We start from the raw sequence: 19,549 nt of genomic DNA, 5'->3' as shown, positions 1-19,549 counted from the left end.
CAACTAGACATGGGGCATGACCGACACCGACGTCGAACTGCTGTGGCGCCCCGACCCCACGAGGGACAACGGGATGACCGCCTTTCGGTCGTGGCTCCGCTCTGAACGAGGCCACGACTTCCCCGACTACGAGTCGCTGTGGGAGTGGTCAGTCTCCGACCTCGAGGGGTTCTGGGGCGCCACAGCTTCGTACTTCGACGTCCACTTCCACTCCCAGCCCACGCGGGTGCTGGGGTCTGCCGAGATGCCCGGCGCCGACTGGTTCCCCGGCGCGACGCTGAACTACGCCGAGCACGCGTTGCGACGCGGCGGCGACGACGACCTGGCCGTGATCTTCCATCGGGAAGACGGCCTCGCCTCTTCTTTGACGTTCGGCACGCTGCGTTCACGCGTGGCCGCTTTCCGAGCCGCATTGGCCTCTCTGGGCGTCTCGCAGGGCGACCGGGTGGTGGCACTCGTCCCGAACGCCCCAGAAGCCCTCATCGCGTTCCTGGCGGCCGCCTCGCTCGGCGCCACGTGGTCGTCCTGCTCCCCGGACTTCGGCGCGCGAGCCGTCGCCGACCGCTTCACCCAGATCGAGCCGGCGGTCTTCGTCGCCGTCTCCGGCTACGTCTACAACGGACGCTCCTTCGACTGCCGCCCGGTCGTGGAGGAGATCCGCGCGCAGCTGCCGGGCCTGCGCGCCACGATCCTGGTCGACTACCTCGACAACGGCTCGTCGCTGCCGGACACCCTGTCGTTCGCGGAGCTGGTGGCGTCGAACGAGGGCGCCGCGCTGGAGTTCACGCCGGTGCCGTTCGACCACCCGCTGTGGGTGCTCTACTCGTCCGGCACGACGGGCCTGCCCAAGGGCATCGTCCAGGGCCACGGCGGCATCGTGCTGGAGCACCTGAAGATGCTGGGCCTGCACAGCGACCTCGGCCCCGGCGACCGCTTCTTCTGGTTCACCACCACCGGCTGGATGATGTGGAACTACCTGGTCGGCGGCCTGATGGTGGGCACCACCATCGTCCTGTACGACGGCAGCCCGGCCTTCCCGTCGCTGAACACGTTGTGGCAGCTGGCCGAACAACACCGGGTCACCTACTTCGGCACGTCGGCCCCGTACGTCCAGTCGTGCCTGAAGGAGGGCCTCGACCCGTCGTCGCGCTACGACCTGACAGGCCTGCGCGTCGTCGGTTCGACCGGCGCACCCCTTACGCCAGAAGGCTTCCGCTGGATCGCCTCGGCCGTCGGCAAGGACGTCCAGATCGCCTCGGTCTCGGGCGGCACCGACCTCTGCACGGCCTTCGTGGCCGCCTCCCCGGACCGCCCGGTGTGGCTCGGAGAGCTCTCCTGCCGAGCCCTGGGCGCCGCGGTCTTCGCGTTCGACGAGGCGGGAACCGAGCTGGAAGACGCCGTGGGCGAGCTCGTGATCACCCGCCCGATGCCGTCCATGCCGGTCTTCTTCTGGGGCGACGAAGACGGCTCAAGGCTGCGCGACGCCTACTTCGACACCTACCCGGGAATCTGGCGCCACGGCGACTGGATCCGCATCACCCCGCGCGGCTCGGCGGTGATCTACGGCCGCTCCGACTCGACCCTGAACCGCGGCGGCGTCCGCATGGGCACCTCGGAGTTCTACCGGGTCGTGGAGTCCGTGCCCGGCGTCGTCGACTCCCTGGTGATCGACACGTCCGGCGTCTCCGAGGGCGAACTCCTCTGCTTCGTGGTGCTCGACGGCGTGACTTTGGCCGACGTGGAACCGGTGCTGCGCAAGGAATTGCGCTCGTCCCTGTCCCCGCGCCACGTGCCGAACCGCTTCGTGGCCGTGGCCGAGATCCCGAGGACCCTGAACGGCAAGAAGTGCGAGGTCCCGGTCAAGAAGATCCTGGCCGGCGTGGACCCCGATCGCGCGGTCAGCCGCGGCGCGCTCCGCAATCCCGAGTCGCTCCAACCGTTCCTGGAACTCGCTTCGGGATGATCTAGGTCACTCTGTCTCCGCCGAACAGGCGTTTAACGCCCTTCTCGAGGCCTCGGCACGTGCCCTGACCAGCGCGTTCCAGGCTTCGAGGGGGGCGTTTTGCAAGTCGGTTGAGGACCTGTGTAACCTATGCGTCGTGGCCAAGGATGGTCCCGGGAGGCTTCGCCTAGTCTGGTCTATGGCGCCGCACTGCTAATGCGGTTTGGGGTAACCCCCCATCCCGGGTTCAAATCCCGGAGCCTCCGCAAGGCCGAACCTCTCGGGGATCGGTTATAATTGAAGACCTGCGCTCGTAGCTCAACGGATAGAGCATCTGACTACGGATCAGAAGGTTACAGGTTCGAATCCTGTCGAGCGCGCCAGACTGAGAGCCCTGTTCGCGGAAATCGCGAACAGGGCTCTCTGGTTTTGTGGTGGATGGCCACGTCGCTGTCGGGGTGCCGACCGTCCGGTGATCAAGGCCACAGCCGGAGGGTCGGATGCCGCGCCGCTGCTCCCCCTGCTTCGGGTGGATCCCTTTGTGGAACTGGGCGCAAAAGTTTCACGTTTCCATTTCGGAACGAATTCGGTTGCGCCCATGAAGGATCCCGGTCGCAATGACCAGTTTTTGTCCACTGACCTGGCGGGACGTGCCCGGTGCGTGATCTGGGCGAATTGGAATGCGCTATCTGAAGCTATTGACTTGCTGAGAGTCCGCCAACTGTGAAGAGATAATCATGCTATCTTGGCGCATGGACTTGAAGGCTCCAGGTCACTCGATGGAGCATAAAGCAGTGCATTCGCTGGATCGAGTGACGCCTGACGTGGTGGTGGCAGTCGACGGCCCTGCTGCGGCCGGAAAGACCACGACGTGCGTAGCTCTGGCTGACAGGTTCCGGCTCGGCTATCTCGAAAGCGGACGTACGTACCGAGTAATTGCGTTCGAGGCGTTGCGGCGCGGTGTCCCGACCGGCGATCGGGAAAATCTGGTGGCCCTCTGCGACGAACTGTTGCACGAGAGCCGCGATCAGGACCTGCTCACCTCTGAGCGCTATCAGGCCGCTGACCTCCGGTCCCCTTCGGTCAACGTCGCGGTGTCCGACGTCGCGCGGGTCGACGAGCTGCGCAAGCGGGTGACGCAGCTGGTGCGGCTGTGGGCCCAGCGCCAGGTGCGGTGCATCATCGAAGGGCGTGACATCGGCACGGTGGTGTTCCCGTCCGCGTCGATCAAGTTCTACCTGACCGCGAGTCCGGAGGTGCGGGCACTGCGTCGTCTGGAGCAGGAGCGACGAGGCTCCTACGAGGACGTGCTCAAAGACGTTATTCGACGTGACCGCGCAGACATGTCGAGGACTGTTTCACCGCTCGTTCCAGCAGATGACGCGATAACCATCGACACCACCGAACTGACCCTCAATGAAGTGCTCGGCCAAATGAGTTCGGTGTGCGAGAGAAGCGTAACGTTCTCATGATCGGCAACGACGTACCGGCGGTTGCTCGGGCAAGATCACAACTTGACGCACTCGAACGGTGGACACCGGATCGTGTTCGGTCGTTTCAACGGAAGTCGCGCTACGTTGTTCATCGGCCTCGACCAGAAGTGGGCGACTGTGATGGCACGTGAGAAAAGGGACGCTATGGGGCAGCCGGTCGTGACGAACAAGACCGGATCACGTCAGGCTGATTGCTTGTTCTGCAAGCTGCACGACAACTCTCTGCACGACATCTTGATCGAAAGCCTCCACTTCGTGGTCCGGCGGGACAACTTCCCCCTCTCCAAGGGCCACGTGGAAGTGGTACCGCGCAGGCACGTCGAGTCGTTCTTCGACCTGACGGCGGCGGAGATCGCAGAGGCCTACGAGCTCATGCAAGAGGCCCGGAAGAAGATCGACGACGAGCACACGCCGGACGCGTACACGATCGGCGTCAACGACGGCACCGCCGCCGGCCGGACGGTCGACCACCTCCACATCCACCTCATCCCGCGGTACGAGGGTGATGTGGAAGATCCACGCGGCGGCATCAGGCAGATTCTGTCCGGCCCGCATCCTGACGAGTGGGCACCCAAGGCTTGACCGCTTCAACGATGAACCAATCGCCTCGTCCGCAGTGCGTCCACCTGATCGAGGTGAAGCCCGCCGACGCCAGCTCCTGCACGACGTGATCAGGGTGGCGCAGGGTGAACCACCGCTCGTCGTCCATGCGCACGCCCCTGCGCCATCCCTCGCCCTCGCCGTCGCGGAGACTGATCGCCGTCGCGCCGCGGCCGGCCAGCACGCGGTAGATCTCGCTGAAGGCTCGAGGGTGGGCCGCACTCGGTGTGTGCAGCAGACTTCCGGACGCCCACACGCCCGCGAACGAACCGTCGCGAAACGGCAGCGACATCAGGTCGAGCTGGACCAGCCGGGTGTTCGGCCACCGCTCGGTGAGTCGCAGGAGCTCGATGCTCAGGTCGCCGCTGATCACCTCCCGGCCTCGGGAGATCAGGTGCCGGGTGTCACGCCCTGCGCCACAGCCGAGGTCGAGCACGCGGCCCTCCGGCAGCACCGCCCGAAATCTCTCCAGTTCGCCCTCGAGACCGGGGAACGATGCGAAGTCGTCGGTCCGGCCGGCGTACTGAGCAGCGTTCTCGTCGTACGCCTGCCTGGTCGCCGCGGTGATCGCGGCCAGGCACGGGTCCTCTAGGTGCATTCGAAGTTCTCCTGACCGATCGCCAGACCGAGTTCGGTCATTTCCTCGATCAGCGCCCGGCAGTGGAGCACGTCGTATCCGTGGCTCGCGTCGACGCTGACACACCCGATGAAGCGGTTCCGTCCGTTGCGGATCGGTGTCGCGAGCAACGCCGCGCGGTGGTTGAACTCGAGGAACTCCTTCCACGCCAGGTTCATCACGGATGCGGTGCCGTGTTGCCGCACGTGCTCGTCGAACTCCTCCTCGGTCCGCAACGCGGCGATGAGCGGTTCGGCGTTGAAGAAGGTCTCCTTGTTGAACTGCCAGCAGAGCCCCACGACGCCAGTCCCCTTCTTCGGGGTGAACCTCCGGTTCAACGGGTGGGTCGACATCCGGTACGTGCTCACCCTGACCAGCACGCCGCTGACGGGGTGGCGCAGCGTGCGCTTGCGCCGCCAGATGTGCATCGCCAGGTCGCCGGTGTCCAGCGGCGGCTGAATCTCGCCGCTGATCTCCAGCATCCGCCCGAAGCCGGCGAGGATCCTGCGGCGGATCGTCACGTTGCGATCGAGCATCGAGCGCTTGTAGTAGCTCTCGAACGGCGTCAGCGCCCCGAAGACGCCGGCAAGGCCGAGCAGGACCAGCGGTACGTAGCCGTGGCCGTGGACCAGCGAGTTCCAGAACTGCTTGGAGGGCACGTCGTATGCCTTGCCCGCGAGTCCGAGCGTGGCGAGGAGCAGCGCCGACCTGTCCAGCAGCTTGGCCGTCAACTGCTTCACCCGTCACCCGCCGGCTTCGTCGACGGTGTGTTTCCACGCCTTGCCCGGTAGTGGCGTGCGGCCACCGTCGGACCTGCACAGCACGACGTCGGTGTCGTCGGTGACCTCCCCGATGACGTGCAGGCCGATCTCGTTCCGGAGCTGGTCGACGGCATCGGACGGCGCGGTGAAGGTCAGCTCGAAGTCGACGGAATCCCCGAAGACCAGCCCGAGCGGATCGAGGTCCAGATGGCGGGCGACCGCGGCGGCAGGCTCGGGCACCGGCACCGAGTCCTCGAACACGGCGATCCCGGCCCCGCTGGCCGATGCGATGCACTCGATGGTGGCCTTCAGCCCGTCCGACGTGTCCTGGCAAGCGGTGACGCGCCTGCACGCGGAGAGTGCGATTCCCTCGTCGACTCGTGCGACGGGTCTGCGCCAGCTGTCGAGCATCGTCTCCAGGTGCAGTTCGTCGATGATCGCGCAGGGCCTCTGCGCGCGGAGGTACTCCATCGCCGCTCCAGCGAGCCCGGTCGGTGAGGTGATGCAGACGAGGTCACCAGGCTTGGCGCCGGTGCGGAACAGTGCGCCGCCGCGTCTGCAGGTGCCGAGCGCAGACGCGGAGAGGATCAGCCTTTCCGCACTTCCGATGTCACCGCCGATGTTGGGGCAGCGGAACTTCGCACAGGCGTCCTTGATGCCTTGCATGAGGTTCTCGAACGAGTCGTCCGTCATGTCCGGCGGGTAGCGCACGACGGACAGCAGCCCGATGGGATGAGCACCCATCGCGGCGATGTCGCTCACGTTGGCAGCCACGAGGTAGTGGCCGAGGTCGTACTCGCTGAGGTAACCCATTTCGCAGAGACGGAACTTCGGGCCTCTGACGTAGTCCGAGCCCACCACCAACTCCTGGTCTCCGTTCATGCGGAAGACGGCGCAATCGTCTTGGGCATCGGCCCCGGCGACGAGGTCGACCGTGCTCGTCTCGTCGACGACGACCTGTTCGGTCGTGATGCTCTGATCGCGGAAGAGGCTGGTGATGATGTTCGCGAGCCGGGTGGGTTCATCGGATCTCATCGCGACCAGCTTTCGACCAGTTTCATGGTTCGCCGCAAGCAGTCCTTGCGGACTATTACCGCGTAGTCCCATTCGGGATCGGGGATGTCGAGAGTGGTGGCGACGATCGAGCGGAGGTACTGGCGTTTCTGGTTGCCGTTCGGCACGTAGACGCGACTGCGCCCGCGGTGGTGGCGCAGGAAGTAGGCCGATTCGGGCCACGGCGCCTCGCGGAGCTCGGTGATCGATTCGAGGTCGACGTAGGAGAGTCCGTCTTGGACGAGCAGGTCGTCCACGGCGTCGGCATCGGCGGGCAGCAGGTGGAGGTGCGCGTGCGTGATGCACGCGTGCGACTCCTCGTCGATGCCAGAACCGTGTTCCAGGATCAGCGGCTCGCCAAAGGTCTCACGGTAGATCGCGGCAATGTCGTCGAGCAGTTCCTCGGTTTCGCCGGGGTGATGGCCGAGCACTTGGGCGAACGAGAGGTAGTGCTTGCGGGGGAGCAACAGGAGATGACCTGTCACCAGAGGCGACATGTCGGCCAGAACTTCGAAGTTCGCCGTGGACCGTGCTCGCCGATGTGGTGGATTGCCTTCGTAGAATCGGCTGAACGAGGTGTCAGTCGCTCCGGCGATTTCCTCGCAGAAGTCGGCGCCATCGCACTGCGGCATGTTGATCACCTGCGACTCTCGTGTCGAACCCGGCCATTGTGTTGGGGTGGCGTTCCTGAGATCGTGGCGCAGTTCGAGGGCAAGTCAGGGCGTGCCGGCTCAGGTTAGCTCGAATGTTGCAACCCGGATTAATGTCAATTCTGTGACATTGACCTTTGGTGTCATGTCTGATGGCCAATTCTGACCGATTGGGAATCTGTGTGCGGGTGCGGCGATTCAGTTGCCGAATGGAATCATCGCGTGAAATTGCTTGGACATGTTGTCGTTGGCGGGGCAGCATTGACAGCATGCGGACGTTGCAGGTGATCAAAGGGGACGCCACGAGCCCTCAGGCCAAGGGACCGAAGATCATCGCCCACGTCTGCAACGACATCGGCGGCTGGGGCAAGGGCTTCGTGGTCGCCGTCTCGAAGCGCTGGCCCGAGCCTGAGCGCGCCTTCCGGGAGTGGCACCGCAACAGAGCCACCAACGACTTCGGGTTGGGCGCCGTCCAACTGGTCCAGGTCAGGCCCGACACCTGGGTCGCGAACATGGTCGGCCAGCGCGGCATCCGCACTGGCAGCAAAGGCCCGCCCGTCCGGTACGAGGCGATCGAGCGTTGCCTGGCGGCCCTGGCCGGGCACGCCGAAGAACTGGAAGCCAGCGTTCACATGCCGCGCATCGGGTGTGGGCTGGCCGGTGGCAAGTGGGAGCGGATCGAGCCGATCATCGAGGAGACGCTCCTGAAGCAGGACATCGCCACCACGGTCTACGACTTCGACTGACGCACGCCGGTCACCGCGTCAGACCAGCCGCCCAGCGCCGACAGCGGCCACTCGGCGAACTGAGGGACCGCTCCCAAGGCTCGGATCGTCACACTCGGACGATGGCGGTTCTGGCGGGCAAGGCCGTGGTCATCACCGGCGCCGGGCAGGGTTTGGGGCGCGCGTTCGCGACCCACGCGGCGGCGGAAGGTGCCGCGGTGGTCGTCAACGACGTCGACGAGCCGCTTGCCAGGCAGGTTGCGGAGGTCATCACGCTCAGGGGCGGCACGGCCGTGGTCAGCCCCGGCAGCGTCACGGATCCCGCGCAGGCCGAGGCCATGGTCGACACCTGCACCGCGCAGTTCGGCAGGATCGACGGTCTCGTCAACAACGCCGGCATCCGCTACCAGGCACAACTCGGGCAGGACGATCCCGCGAGGATGCGCGAGCTGATCGAGATCAACGTCCTCGGCACGCTCTACTGCACCAACGCGGCCGCGCGGCGCATGCGGACCGGGTCCATCGTCAACCTCGGCTCGGTCGCGATGGTCGGGCAGCCGACGGCCTTGGCGTACAGCGCGTCCAAGGGTGCCGTTGCGAGCATCACGGCCGGCGCTGCTGCGGAGCTCCACGAGAGAGGGATCCGCGTCAACGCCGTGTGCCCTATCGCTTGGACGCGGATGGCGGCGGCTGACACGAAGGCCGTCCAGAGCGGGCCGCCCGAGACGATCGCGCCGCTGGTCACCTATCTGCTCAGCGATCGCGCGGCCAAGGTCACCGGGCAGCTCGTGCGGTTCGCCAACGGGCGGTTGCACGTCGTGGGGCAGACCTCGCCCAAGCATCCCGTCGTCGAACGGGTCGAGTGGGACGTCGACGCGATCGCCGAGGCCTTCGAACAGCGACTCGTCCTGGAGGACCCGGCGTGGGTCAGGTGGTCCCCATAGAGTGGCGGCGTGGAGCAGCGCGAGATCATGCAGCGGGCGCTGGGCGTCCTGACGCTCACCTACGACGGCGCCGGGTCTGAGGACTACCTGCGGACGGCCCTCAAGTCGTTGCAGGAGGGCGTGTTCAGCTACGAGGTCAAGGTCGACGGTGAGCTCAACGAGGCCGGCGCGCAGGCTCTCAAGCAGGCGATGGACCAGGTCCTCTCGCAGTTCGGGTGGTTCACGGCGGGGCTGCTCTACGCCTTCCACGGCGTTGCGCAGGCCTACGAGAACGACTACGAGGACGCCGACGTGCAGGAGGTCCTCCGGCAGCTGGCGCTCAGGCTCGCCGACTGACCAGTTCCTCGCGGACGCCGTCGGAGAACGGGGTCCAGGCCTCGACCGCCCACGGGCCGAAACGCAGGTCCGTCAGCGCGACGCACGCCGCGGAGATGTCCGGGTCGACCCACAGGAACGTGCCGGACTGGCCGAAGTGGCCGAACGTCCGCGGTGAGAAGGAAAGTCCCGTCCAGTGCGGTGACTTCGAGTCGCGAATTTCGAAACCCAGGCCCCAGTCGTTCGGCTTCTGCATGCCGTAGCCGGGCAGCACGCCGTTCAGGCCCGGGAAGACGACCGAGGTCGCCTCCTGCACCAGGCCGGGAGAAACCAGCTTCGGCGACAGCAGCTCGGCGGCGAACAGGGCCAGATCCGCGGCGCAAGATTCGGCACCGGCACCCGCCGAACCGACCAGAGCCGACGAGTTCATGCCCAACGGCTCGAACACAGCCTCACGAACGTAAGTGGCGAACGGCATCTCGCAGGCATCGCCGACGAACGACGCCAGCACGTCGAAGCCCGCGTTCGAGTAGATCCGGCGCGTCCCCGGCGCGGCCTGCACCTCGGGCTTGTCGAACGCGTACCCGGCGGTGTGCGCGATCAGGTGCCGCACGGTGGCGCCTTCCGGACCCGCCGGCTGGTCCCACTCGACCGCGCCCTCCTCCACGGCCACCAGGACCGCGTAGGCCGTCAGCAGCTTCGTCACCGACGCGAGCGGGAACACGCGCTGCTGATCACCCAACGAGCCCACGACGGACCCTTCGGACACCACGGCCACCGCCACGTTCTCGACAGGCCACGACGCTGCCACTTCGACGCTTCGCATGGGACAGACGTTAACGTCAGGGGGTGACAGTCCGGGAACTGATCGTCCTGGGAACGGCCAGCCAGGTTCCCACGCGCCAGCGCAACCACAACGGCTATCTGCTGAGGTGGGACGGCGAGGGCTTCCTCTTCGACCCCGGCGACGGGTCCCAGCGGCAGCTCCTCCGATCGGGTGCCGCTGCGAGCGACATCACCCGGATCTGCATCACGCACTTCCACGGCGACCACTGCCTCGGCGTCCCGGGCATCGTGCAGCGGCTCAGCCTCGACCGCGTCCCGCACACCGTCCACGCGCACTTCCCGCGGTCCGGCGCCCACTTCTTCGAACGCCTCCGCTACGCCAGCGCCTTCTACGATGCCGCGGACATCAAGGAAGACCCGGTCGAGGGGGACGGCGAGATCGCCGGCGGCAAGTTCGGCAGCCTCCAGGCCTACCGCCTCGACCACGGCATCGACAGCTTCGGCTACCGCGTGGTCGAACCCGACGGCCACCGCATGCTCCCGGAGAAGCTGAAGGAGCACGGCATCCAGGGCCCGCAGGTCAGGACGCTCCAGCAGCAGGGCGAGCTCAACGGCGTCAAGCTCGAAGACGTCAGCGAGCCCCGCAAAGGCCAGAAGTTCGCCTTCGTCATGGACACGAGAATGTGCGACAACGTCTACGAGCTCGCCGACCAGGCGGACATGCTGGTGATCGAGTCGACCTACCTCGCCCGCGACACGAAGCTCGCGGGCGACCACGGCCACCTCACCGCCCAGCAGGCCGCCCGCGTCGCGCGGGACTGCAAGGTCCGCAAGCTCGTGCTGACGCACTTCTCCCAGCGCTACGAGGACCCCGCCGAGTTCCACGCCGAGGCGGCGCGGGAGTTCGACGGCGAGATCGTCATCGCGAAGGACCTGGACCGGGTGCCGGTGCCGAAGCGAGCCACTGGTCCCTGACGATCTCTGTCAGCGACGTGAAGTGCGGTTTCCAGCCCAACGCGAGCAGTCGCGACACGTCGGCCCGCTGGAACCGCACCTCACCGGGGTGCGCGGGTTGCCAGGTCACGTCCACGGACCGTCCGGTCACCTCCGCAACGGCAGAAAGCACGTCACGAACAGACGCCGGCGTCCCACCGACGTTGTAGACCGACGACTCGCCGACCGAGCACGCCTCCAGCGCCACGACGAAAGCAGCAGCAACGTCGCGTACGTGCACGAAGTCGCGCACGGCCGTGCCGTCGCCGTAGACCTCCATGCCCGGCACCGTTCCGGCGGCGCACGCCACGGCACGGGTGATCACCCGACTGGTGTCGGCGTCACCACCTCCAGCGACGTTGAAGAGACGCAGAGTGGTCGCCCCGATCCGTCCCGACCGCGCCGCCCACGCCACGAGGTCCTCCGCGGCGGCCTTGGTCGCGGCGTACGGGGAGGAGGGTTCGCGGACCGACTCCTCCGTCAGCGGCGAGTCCGACGGCCGGTACACCCCGGCAGTCGACGCGAGGAGGAATCGCTGGCCCTCCAACGCCTTCAGCAGGTTCAGCGTCCCCGCCACGTTCGTCTCGTAGTACGAAAGTGGATCAAGGAACGACTCCCGCACACGGGCCGCGCCCGCCAGGTGGATGACCGCGTCCACGCCCGACAGGTCGAACGGCTCCGAGAGGCGTTGACGGGACAAAACAGGTTCATGACCGTGAACCCGCAGCTCACAGACCACGGCACGGCCGACGTACCCAGTGGCGCCGGTCACCAGAACTCGCACAAGTTGACCCTAAAGGTCGACCCTCACTGCGCCGATAACACACGAGTGAGTTACCCCCATCGCGCTGTGCACACAAGCATCGCCGGACTTCTGCACGACGTCGCCGTGCAGGAGTTCAAGCGGCAGGAGTTCCTGCGCAACGTCGCCGAGATCGTCGGAGCCGCGCCCGGTTCCGCCGAGCTCACCGCCCCGCTGCCGGCGGTCAACCCCAGGCGCAGTTTCCTCAGCCGCGTTGACCAGGTCCTTCGGGACGCGGCGCGCTCCTAGCGGGCACCGAGATCATCGCCTGATCCAACATTCATCCGGCCGTTGCCGGACCGTGCTTCGACACACATACCGGGTGGCTCTACGCTACGCGCTACCCGGCGATCGCCGGTCGCATCCTCCGCTTCTCTCAAAGCGAGTTCTCGGCGATGAATCATGTCCTCGCAGCGCTCAACGAGCGCCTCGGCAAGTTGTTCGGTGACCGGCTGGTAATCCTCGCCGGTGGTACACGTCTGGCGAAGCGCGCGCATGAGCTCCATACGCTCGGTGCCCGCCATACGCTCGTGCTCGATACCGACGACCACGCCCCGCTGCATGATTCGGAGATCGCCCGCTGGGTGTCGCTGGGCATCAAGGGCGGCTTCGTCGCCGTCGAACAGCGCCGCCTGGGCAAGCTGCTGACCAAGCCGGGCCCCGAGGTCAAGGCGATCCTGCGCGACTTCGACACGAAGCGCGAGGCCGTCGTGATCAGCACGCCCTACAACGAGATCAGCACGTTCCAGGGCCGTCCCGTGCTCAACGCGCGCCAGCGCAAGTGGGTCGAGCTGGAGAACAAGACCACGATCGACGGTCTGTGGGACGAGCTCAGCGCCCGCCGCGCGCCCGCGATGGTGTTCGACCTCGACTTCGAACGCCTCTGGGGCGCCTCGGAGATCCTGGACCGCGGCGCGGGTGTCGTCTGGTCCGGTGACGGCCCGGCGATCAACGGTGGCGCGAACTTCGTGCGCCGCGTGCGGTCGTACGAGGAGGCGAAGGACGCGTTCGAGGTCCTCGCCCCGAAGTGCGAGCAGGTGCGCGTGATGCCGTTCCTGGAAGGCATTCCGGTGAGCGTGCACGGCATCGTGTTCCCCGACGGCACCGCGGTGCTGCGTCCGATCGAGATGGTCGTGCCGCGCCGCCAGGGCCAGGCCAAGTTCCTCTACGCGGGCTGCGCGTCCTACTACGACCCGCCCGTGTGGATCCGCGACGAGATGCGCAACCTGGCCCGCCGCGTCGGCGAGCACCTGCGCGAGACCGTCGGCTACCGCGGCACGTTCACGCTGGACGGCATCGCGACCGAGGACGGCTTCCTGCCGACCGAGATCAACACCCGCTACGGCGGCGCGATGGTGTGCTTCGAGGACGCCGTCCCGACGCTGCCGCTCGCGCTGGTGCAGGTCGCCCTGGTCGCGGGTTGGGACCTGGGCATCTCCTCGATGGAGTTCGAGGAGCTCGTCCTGCAGGCCGCGGACAACCACCGCGCCGGCGCCGTGGGCGCCAACGTGCGTGCCGTGCAGCCGACCGAAGTGGACGAACGCCGCGTGATCTTCACCGGCTGGGCGTGCCGCCTCGCGCACCCCGACGAGCCCGCGCACGCGACGCTGCGGCTCAGCCCGTCCCCGATCGGCGGGCGTCTGGACCTCGACCTGCACCGCGAGAACATGCCGGTCGGCGCACCCGTGGCGGCGCTGACCGTCGCGGCGTTCGCGCTGGCGGACCAGGAGTGGGGGACGGGCCTCGGCGCCCTGGAGCCCGCGATCGCCGTCGAGGACAACACCCAGGTCGAGCAGTCGATCATCGAAGAGGCCGTGATCGCCTAGGACGGACTACCAGGCGCCCTCGTCGCCGTACGCGGAGACGAGGGCGAACCGGTACCCCATCAACGCCGCCGCGACCTCACGCGGCTGGTGCGCGGGCCGCACGAGTCCTTCGCCGAGCACCTTCGGCCGGTCCACGCCGACTAACTCCGGTGATCGCTTCAGCAGTGCCACGGCGATCTCCGCGGCGTCCGCGAGCATGTCCTCGCCCGGCAGGTCGACCATGTCGTTCATCAGGCCGCTGACGAACGACGGCAGCTTCTCCGGCACCGCGCACGCCAGCGCCACCAGGCACGCGACCCGTTCGGACGCCAGCGCCTCGAAGATCTTCGGCGCGCCCTGGGCCACGGCGTGCCGGGTCTGCGTCAGCCAGTCCGGGGCCGTGCGGGGGAGTTCACGCCCGAGAGCGTTCCACCGGCGGTGCGTGCGGCGTCCGTCCTCCGTGAACCCCTTGCCCGCCAACGCCATCGCGGCCAGCAGGAAGATCACCCGATCGCGCACGTCCCCGGTGACCTTGTACGACGCCCCCAGTTCCACGAGGTACGGCACGGCGCAGAACGAGGCCTCGGAGACCGTGTCCTCGGTCAGGAGGCGGTCGGCCAGCGAGGAGAACGCGTCCAGGCGCACGTCGGCGCTGGGATCCATCAGGGAGCGCAGCAGGCGGGGTACGCGACCGGCGCCACCCCGGCCGTCGTAGACCTCGACCCAGGAAATCCTGTCGAGTCCGCGCAACGGGTCAGGCCGTTGCCAGGCACGCGGCAGCTCCATAAGGCGGAAAGGTACGGGATGTCACGGAAAGGTCCTCGGAGCCTCGCCCGTACGATCTCGTGGTGTCCTTCTCGGTGGCCGACATCTTCTCGGGTGCGGGCGGCATGAGCTTCGGCTTCCACGCCCACCGCGACTTCCGGGTCGTCGGTGCCGCCGATGCGCAGATCGGCAAGCCGTCGAGCCGTCTGGGCTCGTTGCGCTGCAACGACACCTACCGCGCGAACATCGGCGTCGACCCGTTGGAGGTCGACCTCTCGAAGGTGTCGCCATCTGCGCTGAGAGAGGTGTGGGGCCTCAAGCGCGGTGAGCTGGACGTGTTGCTGGCGTGCCCGCCGTGTTCGGGCTTCAGCCGGATCACCGCCCAGAACCACCTGCGCGACGACCCGCGCAACTCGCTGGTCGGCCGGATCGCCGTGTACGCGCAGGAACTGCGGCCGAAGGTCGTGCTCGTCGAGAACGCCCGCGAGCTCGTCAAGGGCAAGCAGCGCCACCACTTCGACAGCCTCGCCGAGGAACTCACCCGAATCGGTTACTCCGTCGCGGGCGGCACGCACATGCTGTCCAAGTTCGGCCTGCCGCAGCTGCGCGAGCGGACGTTGATGGTCGCGGTCGACGAGGGCCTGCCGCTGCTCACGCTGGACGACCTGTGGGAGGGCAGGGTCATCCGCCCGTCCGCCATCACGGTCCGGCGCGCGATCGGCAAGCTGCCCGTCGTGGCGGCCGGTGAGGCGCACCCGGAAGACCCCATTCACGTGTCGCCGACCTTTTCCCAGGACCGCAGTCTCGAACGAATGCGTGCAATTCCCGCGAACGGTGGTTCGTGGGCGGACCTGCTCCGGTCACCCGAGACCGCGGAGTTGTTGAATCCGGCACAACGCAAGATCGTCGAACAGCAGAACTGGGGTTCTCACCCGGACGTGTACGGCCGGATGTGGTGGGACGAACCCGCCCGCACGATCAAGCGCGAATGCGGTCACGTCGGCAACGGCCGTTATGCCCACCCCGTGCAGCACCGCCTCTGCACGGTGCGGGAGATGGCCCTGCTCCAGGGCTTTCCGAAGCAGTTCCGCTTCGACGTCTCGATTCTCGGCAACGCGTACCGGCACGTCGGCGACGCCGTTCCGCCGCTCATCGCCTACCAGCTGGCGGGGCTGACCCGCTGGATTCTCACCGGTCGCAGGCCTGAACCGAGAGAGATGTGTCTTCGAGGCACTTCACTGCGTCCCGGGGACATTCGACCGGTCGAAGTTACCGAAATGGTGGCGTAGTCCTTGAACCGTTGCCGCTGGTCATCCGTAGCGGGACGCGCCACTCGATAACTGTTCGGCAACGAATCTATCGTCACCTGACAAATCGAATGCATCGCGGGCCTATCCACAGTGGACACCGTGAGTAGCTTTTCGCTGGTCACGCGCCGTTTGTTGTGCGCTCTATACCTCACCCCATCGGGTGTCACCCCATCGGATAGTGTCCGCTCGCTTCCTGTCGGTTCAGTGTCGATCTCGGAGTGTCGACCTCCCCGACGAGCGACTGACTTCCCGCCGCCTCGGGCTAATTTCAGCGAGCAAGGAGACCCATGGCTTCCCGGTTGAGGATCGGCACGGCGCTGTTGGGCGCCACGGCCGCCCTGGCTTTCTCAGCCCTCCCCGCGTCCGCGGACGTCATCATCAGGCCGGACCGCGGTGGCCAGGAGGACGGCCTCAACGTCCACCTGATCAACGGTGACCACCACCACCGGCAGGGGACTGCGGTCATCAAGCTCCGCATCGAGGACGACGCGGAGCGTTCGAACGTCTTCACCTACTGCGTGGAGCTGCCGACGCCGCTTGAGGACAGGGACGCCCTCAAGGAAGTGCCGTGGGACAAGCACCCGAACCCGAACACCAAGTTCAAGGTCAACGCGGGCAAGGTCCTCTGGATCCTGACGAACTCGTACCCCGGACAGCCCATGGACAAGGTCCAGGAGAAGTTCGGCAAGCAGTTCGACAAGAAGGAGACGATCGCCGCCACGCAGGCCGCGATCTGGCACTTCACCGACGAGGCCGAGCTCGACAAGGACAAGAACGACGCCGACGTCATCAAGCTGTTCGAGCGCCTGGTCAAGGACGCCACGGCGAACGAGATCAAGGAGCAGCCGAAGCCGACGCTGGAGATCGAGCCCGCCTCGCAGTCCGGCAAGTCCGGCGAGAAGATCGGCCCGTTCAAGGTCACGACCACGGCCTCCGAGGTCAAGCTGACCGCGAACCTGCCGGAGGGCGTCACCGTCACCGACGCCAAGGGCAACCCGCTCGCGGTGCAGAAGCAGGGCGACAAGCTCGCCGTGCAGGCCGCGGGTGAGAAGGTCTCCGAGTTCTTCGTGAACGTCCCGGCGAACGCCCCGGCCGGCAACGCCTCGTTCAAGCTCTCGGCCGAGGCCGAGCTCGCGATCGGCCGTCTGTTCGTCGCGCACAACAAGGACAAGGACGACGTGGCGCAGTCGCTCGTCGTCGCGCAGCCGCAGAAGGCCAAGGTCGAGAAGGAGGCCAAGGCCGACTGGAAGCTCGAGGTCGTGCCGCCGACGACGACGACCACCACCACTACGACGACGACGTCGACCACCACGACGACGACGGCGCCGACCACGACCACCACCCCGGCCAACCCGGCTCCGGGTGGTGGTGAGGACCTGGCTTCGACCGGTGCCTCGATCCTGTGGCCGCTGCTCGGCGGTCTGGCGCTCGTCGGCGCCGGTGTCGGTGCGCTGTTCGTGGTTCGCCGCAAGAAGGCCGGCGCCTGATCTGAGCTGAGCTGATCAGCCGCCCAACTGACGAACGCCCCCAGAACCCGCGCCGGTCCTGGGGGCGTTTGCCGTCTTGCACGCGGGGCCCTCTCGTGCGCTCAGAGTGAACGAAAGCTCCCCGCGTGCACATCAGCGGCGGCTGATGCCCGCCACGCTGATGTCCCCGTCGGCGATCGCCACGTCTCGTTGTGAAGACGCGCCGGAGAGGATCGCGCGGGCGGGGTCGCGGAAGTTCGCCACGACGTCGACGCGCTGCACCGGCTTGGCCGTCGGGATGATGGCCTCCAGGTCCCACGTGCGACCGAACCGCACGAGGTAGGTGTTCACGTTCGGCTTGCCGTCCTCGGTGGCGTAGACGCGCCACGTGAACGGGTCGATCTTCTCCATCTCACGGGTGCGCAGTCCCCGTGCGACTTCCTTGGTCTCCCACTTGCGACCGTTCCACGTGGACATGTAGTTGCGCAGCGGACCCTTGTCCGGATCGCCCATGAACCACAGCAGGAACGGCTGGCCGAACGTCGTGCCGACGAGCTGGATGTAGTCGGGGGACTTCACGCCGTTGGGCACGGTCAGCGGGGTCTCCGCGACCTTCAGGTACGTCTCCTGGTCGGCGTCGTCGATCTGGGTGCCCAGATCCTTCCCCGCGGCCGAGTAGAAGTGCTGGTCACGAGGGTCGAACCACGCGTAGTAGATGTTGCGGTGGTACCGGTCGTGCAGATGGCCTTCGGGGCCACCGCCCGCGAGCGTGTAGACGATCCGCACGCGCCCGCTGTCCTCCTGGCGCAGCTGACCGATGTAGATCTCGTTCATGTTGTCCGCGCGGGACGTCGAACCGATCGCGAACCGGTCACCGGTCAGGTCCGTGGAGGTCTTCCACGTCTTCCCGTTGTCCTTCGACACCACGTAGAGCATCGGACGCGTGTCCGTGGGCGTCGTGTGATCGAGGTCGCGGGTCGTCTCGCGGTAGAAGACGTAGATCGTGCCGTCGCTGGTGACGAACGGCATCGGGTACGTGGCCGCGTTCTTCGAGATCAGCGTCTCCTCCCACACGCCGTCAGCCGAGTTGGGCTGGGGCGAGCGGGACATGCGCAGCTCGACGTTGTGCATGCCGCGGAAGATGAGCAGGTGCCCGTCCTTCGCCTGCACCATGGTCGGGTAGTTGTGCGCGTCGGAGTCACCGTCCGCGACCCGGTTGGGCGCGGACCAGGTGGCGTTGCGGTGGTCGTACGTCTGGACGTAGCTGTCCTCGTACTGACCCGACCACGAGATGAAGGTCTTTCCGGCTTTGCGGTCGTAGACCCCACCCGCGACCGGGCGCCGGTCACTGCGTGCCGCGACGTTCGTGGCGGTGGTCGTCACCGTGAACTTCGCCTTCCCCTGCGCGTCGGCCGTGGCGTGGGCCGAGGGGACTGCGACGAGCGGCAACAGCAGTGCGGCGGACATAACTCCACGCAGGAGCCGTGTCATGTGGCGTGTCCTCCTGGTTCTGGCCGCGACGGCGGCCGACCAGGCGGCGGCACGGGCCATCCTGCTGGTCGCCGAGCCGACTTGTCCAGGCGGACGTAGCGTGATCGCTGGCTATCAACACGCGGGGCCTACTCGGGTACCCTGCGTCAGGAGCGGAGGAGCACCACATGAACTTCGACGAGATCAAGAACAAGGCCATGGACCTGGCCGAGGAGCACCACGAGCAGGTCGACAAGGGCGTGGACGCCGCGGCTGATTTCGTCGCAGGCAAGTTCGGTCACGAAGAGCAGGTCGACTCGGTTGCCGAGAAGATCAAGGACATCCTTCCAGGTGGATGAGTGAACTCCTTCAACGCCACTGACGCGGGGCGGGTCACCTCGAACGGGGAGACCCGCTCTCCTTCTGCCCGCAGGCCAGAGATGATCACCTGGCAGGGCCTCCACGAGCCGCGCCTGGAGCAGGTCCGCCTGCTCCTCTCGAGCGATCAGCGGCTGCGCGCGTCCGGCCGCATGGTCGCCGCCGGGCCCGACGAGCAGTTCAACGCCTCGTTCGAGGTGTCCGTCGACGAGAGCGGCCAGGTCAACCGCCTGCTGCTCCGCACGGCCACGGTCCTCGAAGAGCGCCAGTGCTCCCTGTCGAGGACCGAGGACGGCGCCTGGCTCGTCGACCACGGCCAGGGCGCCAAGCGCGAGACGTTCAACGGTGCGCTGGACGTCGACGTGCAGTTCGCGGTGCTGTTCAACACCATCCCGATCAGGCGCCTGGGGCTGCACCGCGAGGAGGGCGAGTTCACGCTCCCCGTCGTGTGGGTGTCGCTGCCCGAGCTGACGGTGAAGGCCGTGACGCACACGTACAAGACGGTGTCCGTCGCGGACGACGTCTCGGTGGTGCGGTTCAAGAGCGCCGGGTTCGAGCAGAACATCAAGGTCGACCCCAACGGCCTGGTGGTCGACTACCCGTTGATCTCGAAGCGGATTTAGAAGCCCTCCAAGAAGTACTTCCTTCGTGGCGAGTCGTGTCCAAACGATGGAA

Annotated in this window: 22 protein-coding genes and 2 tRNA genes; 15 read left to right on the top strand and 9 right to left on the bottom strand. The window is 66.8% G+C overall.

Features of this window, described 5'->3' with window-relative positions:
- The first annotated feature begins 16 nt into the window (after positions 1-16).
- The 5 genes from ACFOWZ_RS47150 to ACFOWZ_RS47130 all read left to right on the top strand — a co-directional run bounded on the left by ACFOWZ_RS47150 (position 17) and on the right by ACFOWZ_RS47130 (position 4,017).
- Positions 17-1,963 carry an acetoacetate--CoA ligase gene (locus ACFOWZ_RS47150; protein WP_382381092.1) on the top strand — a complete coding sequence of 649 codons (1,947 nt, stop codon included), beginning with the start codon at positions 17-19 and terminating at the stop codon, positions 1,961-1,963.
- Positions 1,964-2,118: 155 nt separating this feature from the next.
- Positions 2,119-2,208, top strand: a tRNA-Ser gene (locus ACFOWZ_RS47145).
- Positions 2,209-2,249: 41 nt separating this feature from the next.
- Positions 2,250-2,325 (top strand) — tRNA-Arg (locus ACFOWZ_RS47140).
- Positions 2,326-2,694: 369 nt separating this feature from the next.
- Complete coding sequence (gene cmk / locus ACFOWZ_RS47135; RefSeq protein WP_382381090.1) at positions 2,695-3,414, top strand: (d)CMP kinase; 720 nt, start codon at positions 2,695-2,697, stop codon at positions 3,412-3,414.
- 216 nt (positions 3,415-3,630) lie between these two features.
- A complete protein-coding gene (locus tag ACFOWZ_RS47130) occupies positions 3,631-4,017 on the top strand; it encodes an HIT family protein (protein ID WP_382381088.1) in 387 nt (128 codons plus the stop codon).
- On the opposite strand, the gene ACFOWZ_RS47125 is transcribed toward ACFOWZ_RS47130, so the two are convergent.
- From ACFOWZ_RS47125 to ACFOWZ_RS47110, 4 genes are read right to left on the bottom strand one after another with little or no spacing between them, the layout of a single operon-like run.
- Positions 3,965-4,633 (bottom strand): class I SAM-dependent DNA methyltransferase, encoded by a 669-nt coding sequence (locus ACFOWZ_RS47125; RefSeq protein WP_382381086.1) that lies wholly within the window; start codon positions 4,631-4,633, stop codon positions 3,965-3,967. The two genes, ACFOWZ_RS47130 and ACFOWZ_RS47125, sit on opposite strands and share 53 nt — an antisense overlap.
- Complete coding sequence (locus tag ACFOWZ_RS47120; protein ID WP_382381084.1) at positions 4,624-5,391, bottom strand: hypothetical protein; 768 nt, start codon at positions 5,389-5,391, stop codon at positions 4,624-4,626. The genes ACFOWZ_RS47125 and ACFOWZ_RS47120 overlap by 10 nt, the downstream gene beginning before the upstream one ends.
- A 3-nt stretch (positions 5,392-5,394) precedes the next feature.
- Positions 5,395-6,447: a thiamine-phosphate kinase gene (thiL, locus tag ACFOWZ_RS47115; RefSeq protein ID WP_382381082.1), complete on the bottom strand. Its 1,053-nt coding sequence runs from the start codon at positions 6,445-6,447 to the stop codon at positions 5,395-5,397.
- Positions 6,444-7,106 (bottom strand): hypothetical protein, encoded by a 663-nt coding sequence (locus ACFOWZ_RS47110; RefSeq protein WP_382381080.1) that lies wholly within the window; start codon positions 7,104-7,106, stop codon positions 6,444-6,446. The genes thiL and ACFOWZ_RS47110 overlap by 4 nt, the downstream gene beginning before the upstream one ends.
- A 278-nt stretch (positions 7,107-7,384) precedes the next feature.
- On the opposite strand from ACFOWZ_RS47110, the gene ACFOWZ_RS47105 reads away from it, so the two are divergent.
- The 3 genes from ACFOWZ_RS47105 (at position 7,385) to ACFOWZ_RS47095 (ending at position 9,120) form a co-directional block, all read left to right on the top strand.
- A complete protein-coding gene (locus ACFOWZ_RS47105) occupies positions 7,385-7,861 on the top strand; it encodes a macro domain-containing protein (protein ID WP_382381078.1) in 477 nt (158 codons plus the stop codon).
- 101 nt (positions 7,862-7,962) lie between these two features.
- The gene (locus tag ACFOWZ_RS47100) at positions 7,963-8,784 is read left to right on the top strand and encodes an SDR family NAD(P)-dependent oxidoreductase (protein ID WP_382381076.1); all 822 of its coding nucleotides are present in this window, start codon (positions 7,963-7,965) and stop codon (positions 8,782-8,784) included.
- Positions 8,785-8,793: 9 nt separating this feature from the next.
- Positions 8,794-9,120 (top strand): hypothetical protein, encoded by a 327-nt coding sequence (locus ACFOWZ_RS47095; RefSeq protein ID WP_030469543.1) that lies wholly within the window; start codon positions 8,794-8,796, stop codon positions 9,118-9,120.
- Here ACFOWZ_RS47095 and ACFOWZ_RS47090 read toward each other — a convergent pair.
- Complete coding sequence (locus ACFOWZ_RS47090) at positions 9,104-9,925, bottom strand: serine hydrolase domain-containing protein (RefSeq protein WP_382381073.1); 822 nt, start codon at positions 9,923-9,925, stop codon at positions 9,104-9,106. The two genes, ACFOWZ_RS47095 and ACFOWZ_RS47090, sit on opposite strands and share 17 nt — an antisense overlap.
- Positions 9,926-9,948: 23 nt before the next feature.
- Between ACFOWZ_RS47090 and ACFOWZ_RS47085 the strand changes: the two genes are divergently transcribed.
- A complete protein-coding gene (locus ACFOWZ_RS47085; RefSeq protein WP_382381071.1) occupies positions 9,949-10,860 on the top strand; it encodes a ribonuclease Z in 912 nt (303 codons plus the stop codon).
- Here the strand turns inward: ACFOWZ_RS47085 and ACFOWZ_RS47080 are convergent.
- Positions 10,805-11,662: an NAD-dependent epimerase/dehydratase family protein gene (locus tag ACFOWZ_RS47080; RefSeq protein WP_382381069.1), complete on the bottom strand. Its 858-nt coding sequence runs from the start codon at positions 11,660-11,662 to the stop codon at positions 10,805-10,807. The genes ACFOWZ_RS47085 and ACFOWZ_RS47080 overlap by 56 nt on opposite strands.
- Before the next feature lie 66 nt (positions 11,663-11,728).
- On the opposite strand from ACFOWZ_RS47080, the gene ACFOWZ_RS47075 reads away from it, so the two are divergent.
- Positions 11,729-11,929 (top strand): hypothetical protein, encoded by a 201-nt coding sequence (locus ACFOWZ_RS47075; RefSeq protein WP_030469539.1) that lies wholly within the window; start codon positions 11,729-11,731, stop codon positions 11,927-11,929.
- On the opposite strand, the gene ACFOWZ_RS47070 is transcribed toward ACFOWZ_RS47075, so the two are convergent.
- Entirely contained in the window at positions 11,926-12,231 is a 306-nt protein-coding gene (locus tag ACFOWZ_RS47070; protein ID WP_382381067.1) for a hypothetical protein, read from the bottom strand. The two genes, ACFOWZ_RS47075 and ACFOWZ_RS47070, sit on opposite strands and share 4 nt — an antisense overlap.
- Between ACFOWZ_RS47070 and ACFOWZ_RS47065 the strand changes: the two genes are divergently transcribed.
- Entirely contained in the window at positions 12,211-13,506 is a 1,296-nt protein-coding gene (locus ACFOWZ_RS47065; protein WP_382381065.1) for a hypothetical protein, read from the top strand. The genes ACFOWZ_RS47070 and ACFOWZ_RS47065 overlap by 21 nt on opposite strands.
- A 6-nt stretch (positions 13,507-13,512) precedes the next feature.
- Here the strand turns inward: ACFOWZ_RS47065 and ACFOWZ_RS47060 are convergent, their stop codons facing one another.
- On the bottom strand, positions 13,513-14,271 hold the full coding sequence (locus ACFOWZ_RS47060; protein WP_382381063.1) for a hypothetical protein: 759 nt from the start codon (positions 14,269-14,271) through the stop codon (positions 13,513-13,515).
- Positions 14,272-14,333: 62 nt separating this feature from the next.
- Between ACFOWZ_RS47060 and ACFOWZ_RS47055 the strand changes: the two genes are divergently transcribed.
- A complete protein-coding gene (locus tag ACFOWZ_RS47055; protein WP_236703066.1) occupies positions 14,334-15,539 on the top strand; it encodes a DNA cytosine methyltransferase in 1,206 nt (401 codons plus the stop codon).
- A gap of 308 nt (positions 15,540-15,847) precedes the next feature.
- Positions 15,848-17,047 carry a Cys-Gln thioester bond-forming surface protein gene (locus tag ACFOWZ_RS47050; RefSeq protein ID WP_382381061.1) on the top strand — a complete coding sequence of 400 codons (1,200 nt, stop codon included), beginning with the start codon at positions 15,848-15,850 and terminating at the stop codon, positions 17,045-17,047.
- 132 nt (positions 17,048-17,179) lie between these two features.
- On the opposite strand, the gene ACFOWZ_RS47045 is transcribed toward ACFOWZ_RS47050, so the two are convergent.
- The gene (locus tag ACFOWZ_RS47045; RefSeq protein WP_382381059.1) at positions 17,180-18,493 is read right to left on the bottom strand and encodes a BNR-4 repeat-containing protein; all 1,314 of its coding nucleotides are present in this window, start codon (positions 18,491-18,493) and stop codon (positions 17,180-17,182) included.
- A gap of 191 nt (positions 18,494-18,684) precedes the next feature.
- Here ACFOWZ_RS47045 and ACFOWZ_RS47040 point away from each other — a divergent pair, with 191 nt between their 5' ends.
- Both ACFOWZ_RS47040 and ACFOWZ_RS47035 read left to right on the top strand, forming a co-directional pair.
- Positions 18,685-18,855 (top strand): antitoxin, encoded by a 171-nt coding sequence (locus tag ACFOWZ_RS47040; RefSeq protein ID WP_081902328.1) that lies wholly within the window; start codon positions 18,685-18,687, stop codon positions 18,853-18,855.
- Positions 18,856-19,497 (top strand): putative glycolipid-binding domain-containing protein, encoded by a 642-nt coding sequence (locus tag ACFOWZ_RS47035; protein WP_382381057.1) that lies wholly within the window; start codon positions 18,856-18,858, stop codon positions 19,495-19,497.
- Positions 19,498-19,549 lie beyond the last annotated feature (52 nt).

Source organism: Lentzea rhizosphaerae, from assembly GCF_042649515.1.
Classification (GTDB): Bacteria; Actinomycetota; Actinomycetes; order Mycobacteriales; family Pseudonocardiaceae; genus Lentzea; species Lentzea aerocolonigenes.
This window is presented reverse-complemented; position numbering and strand designations above follow the sequence as displayed.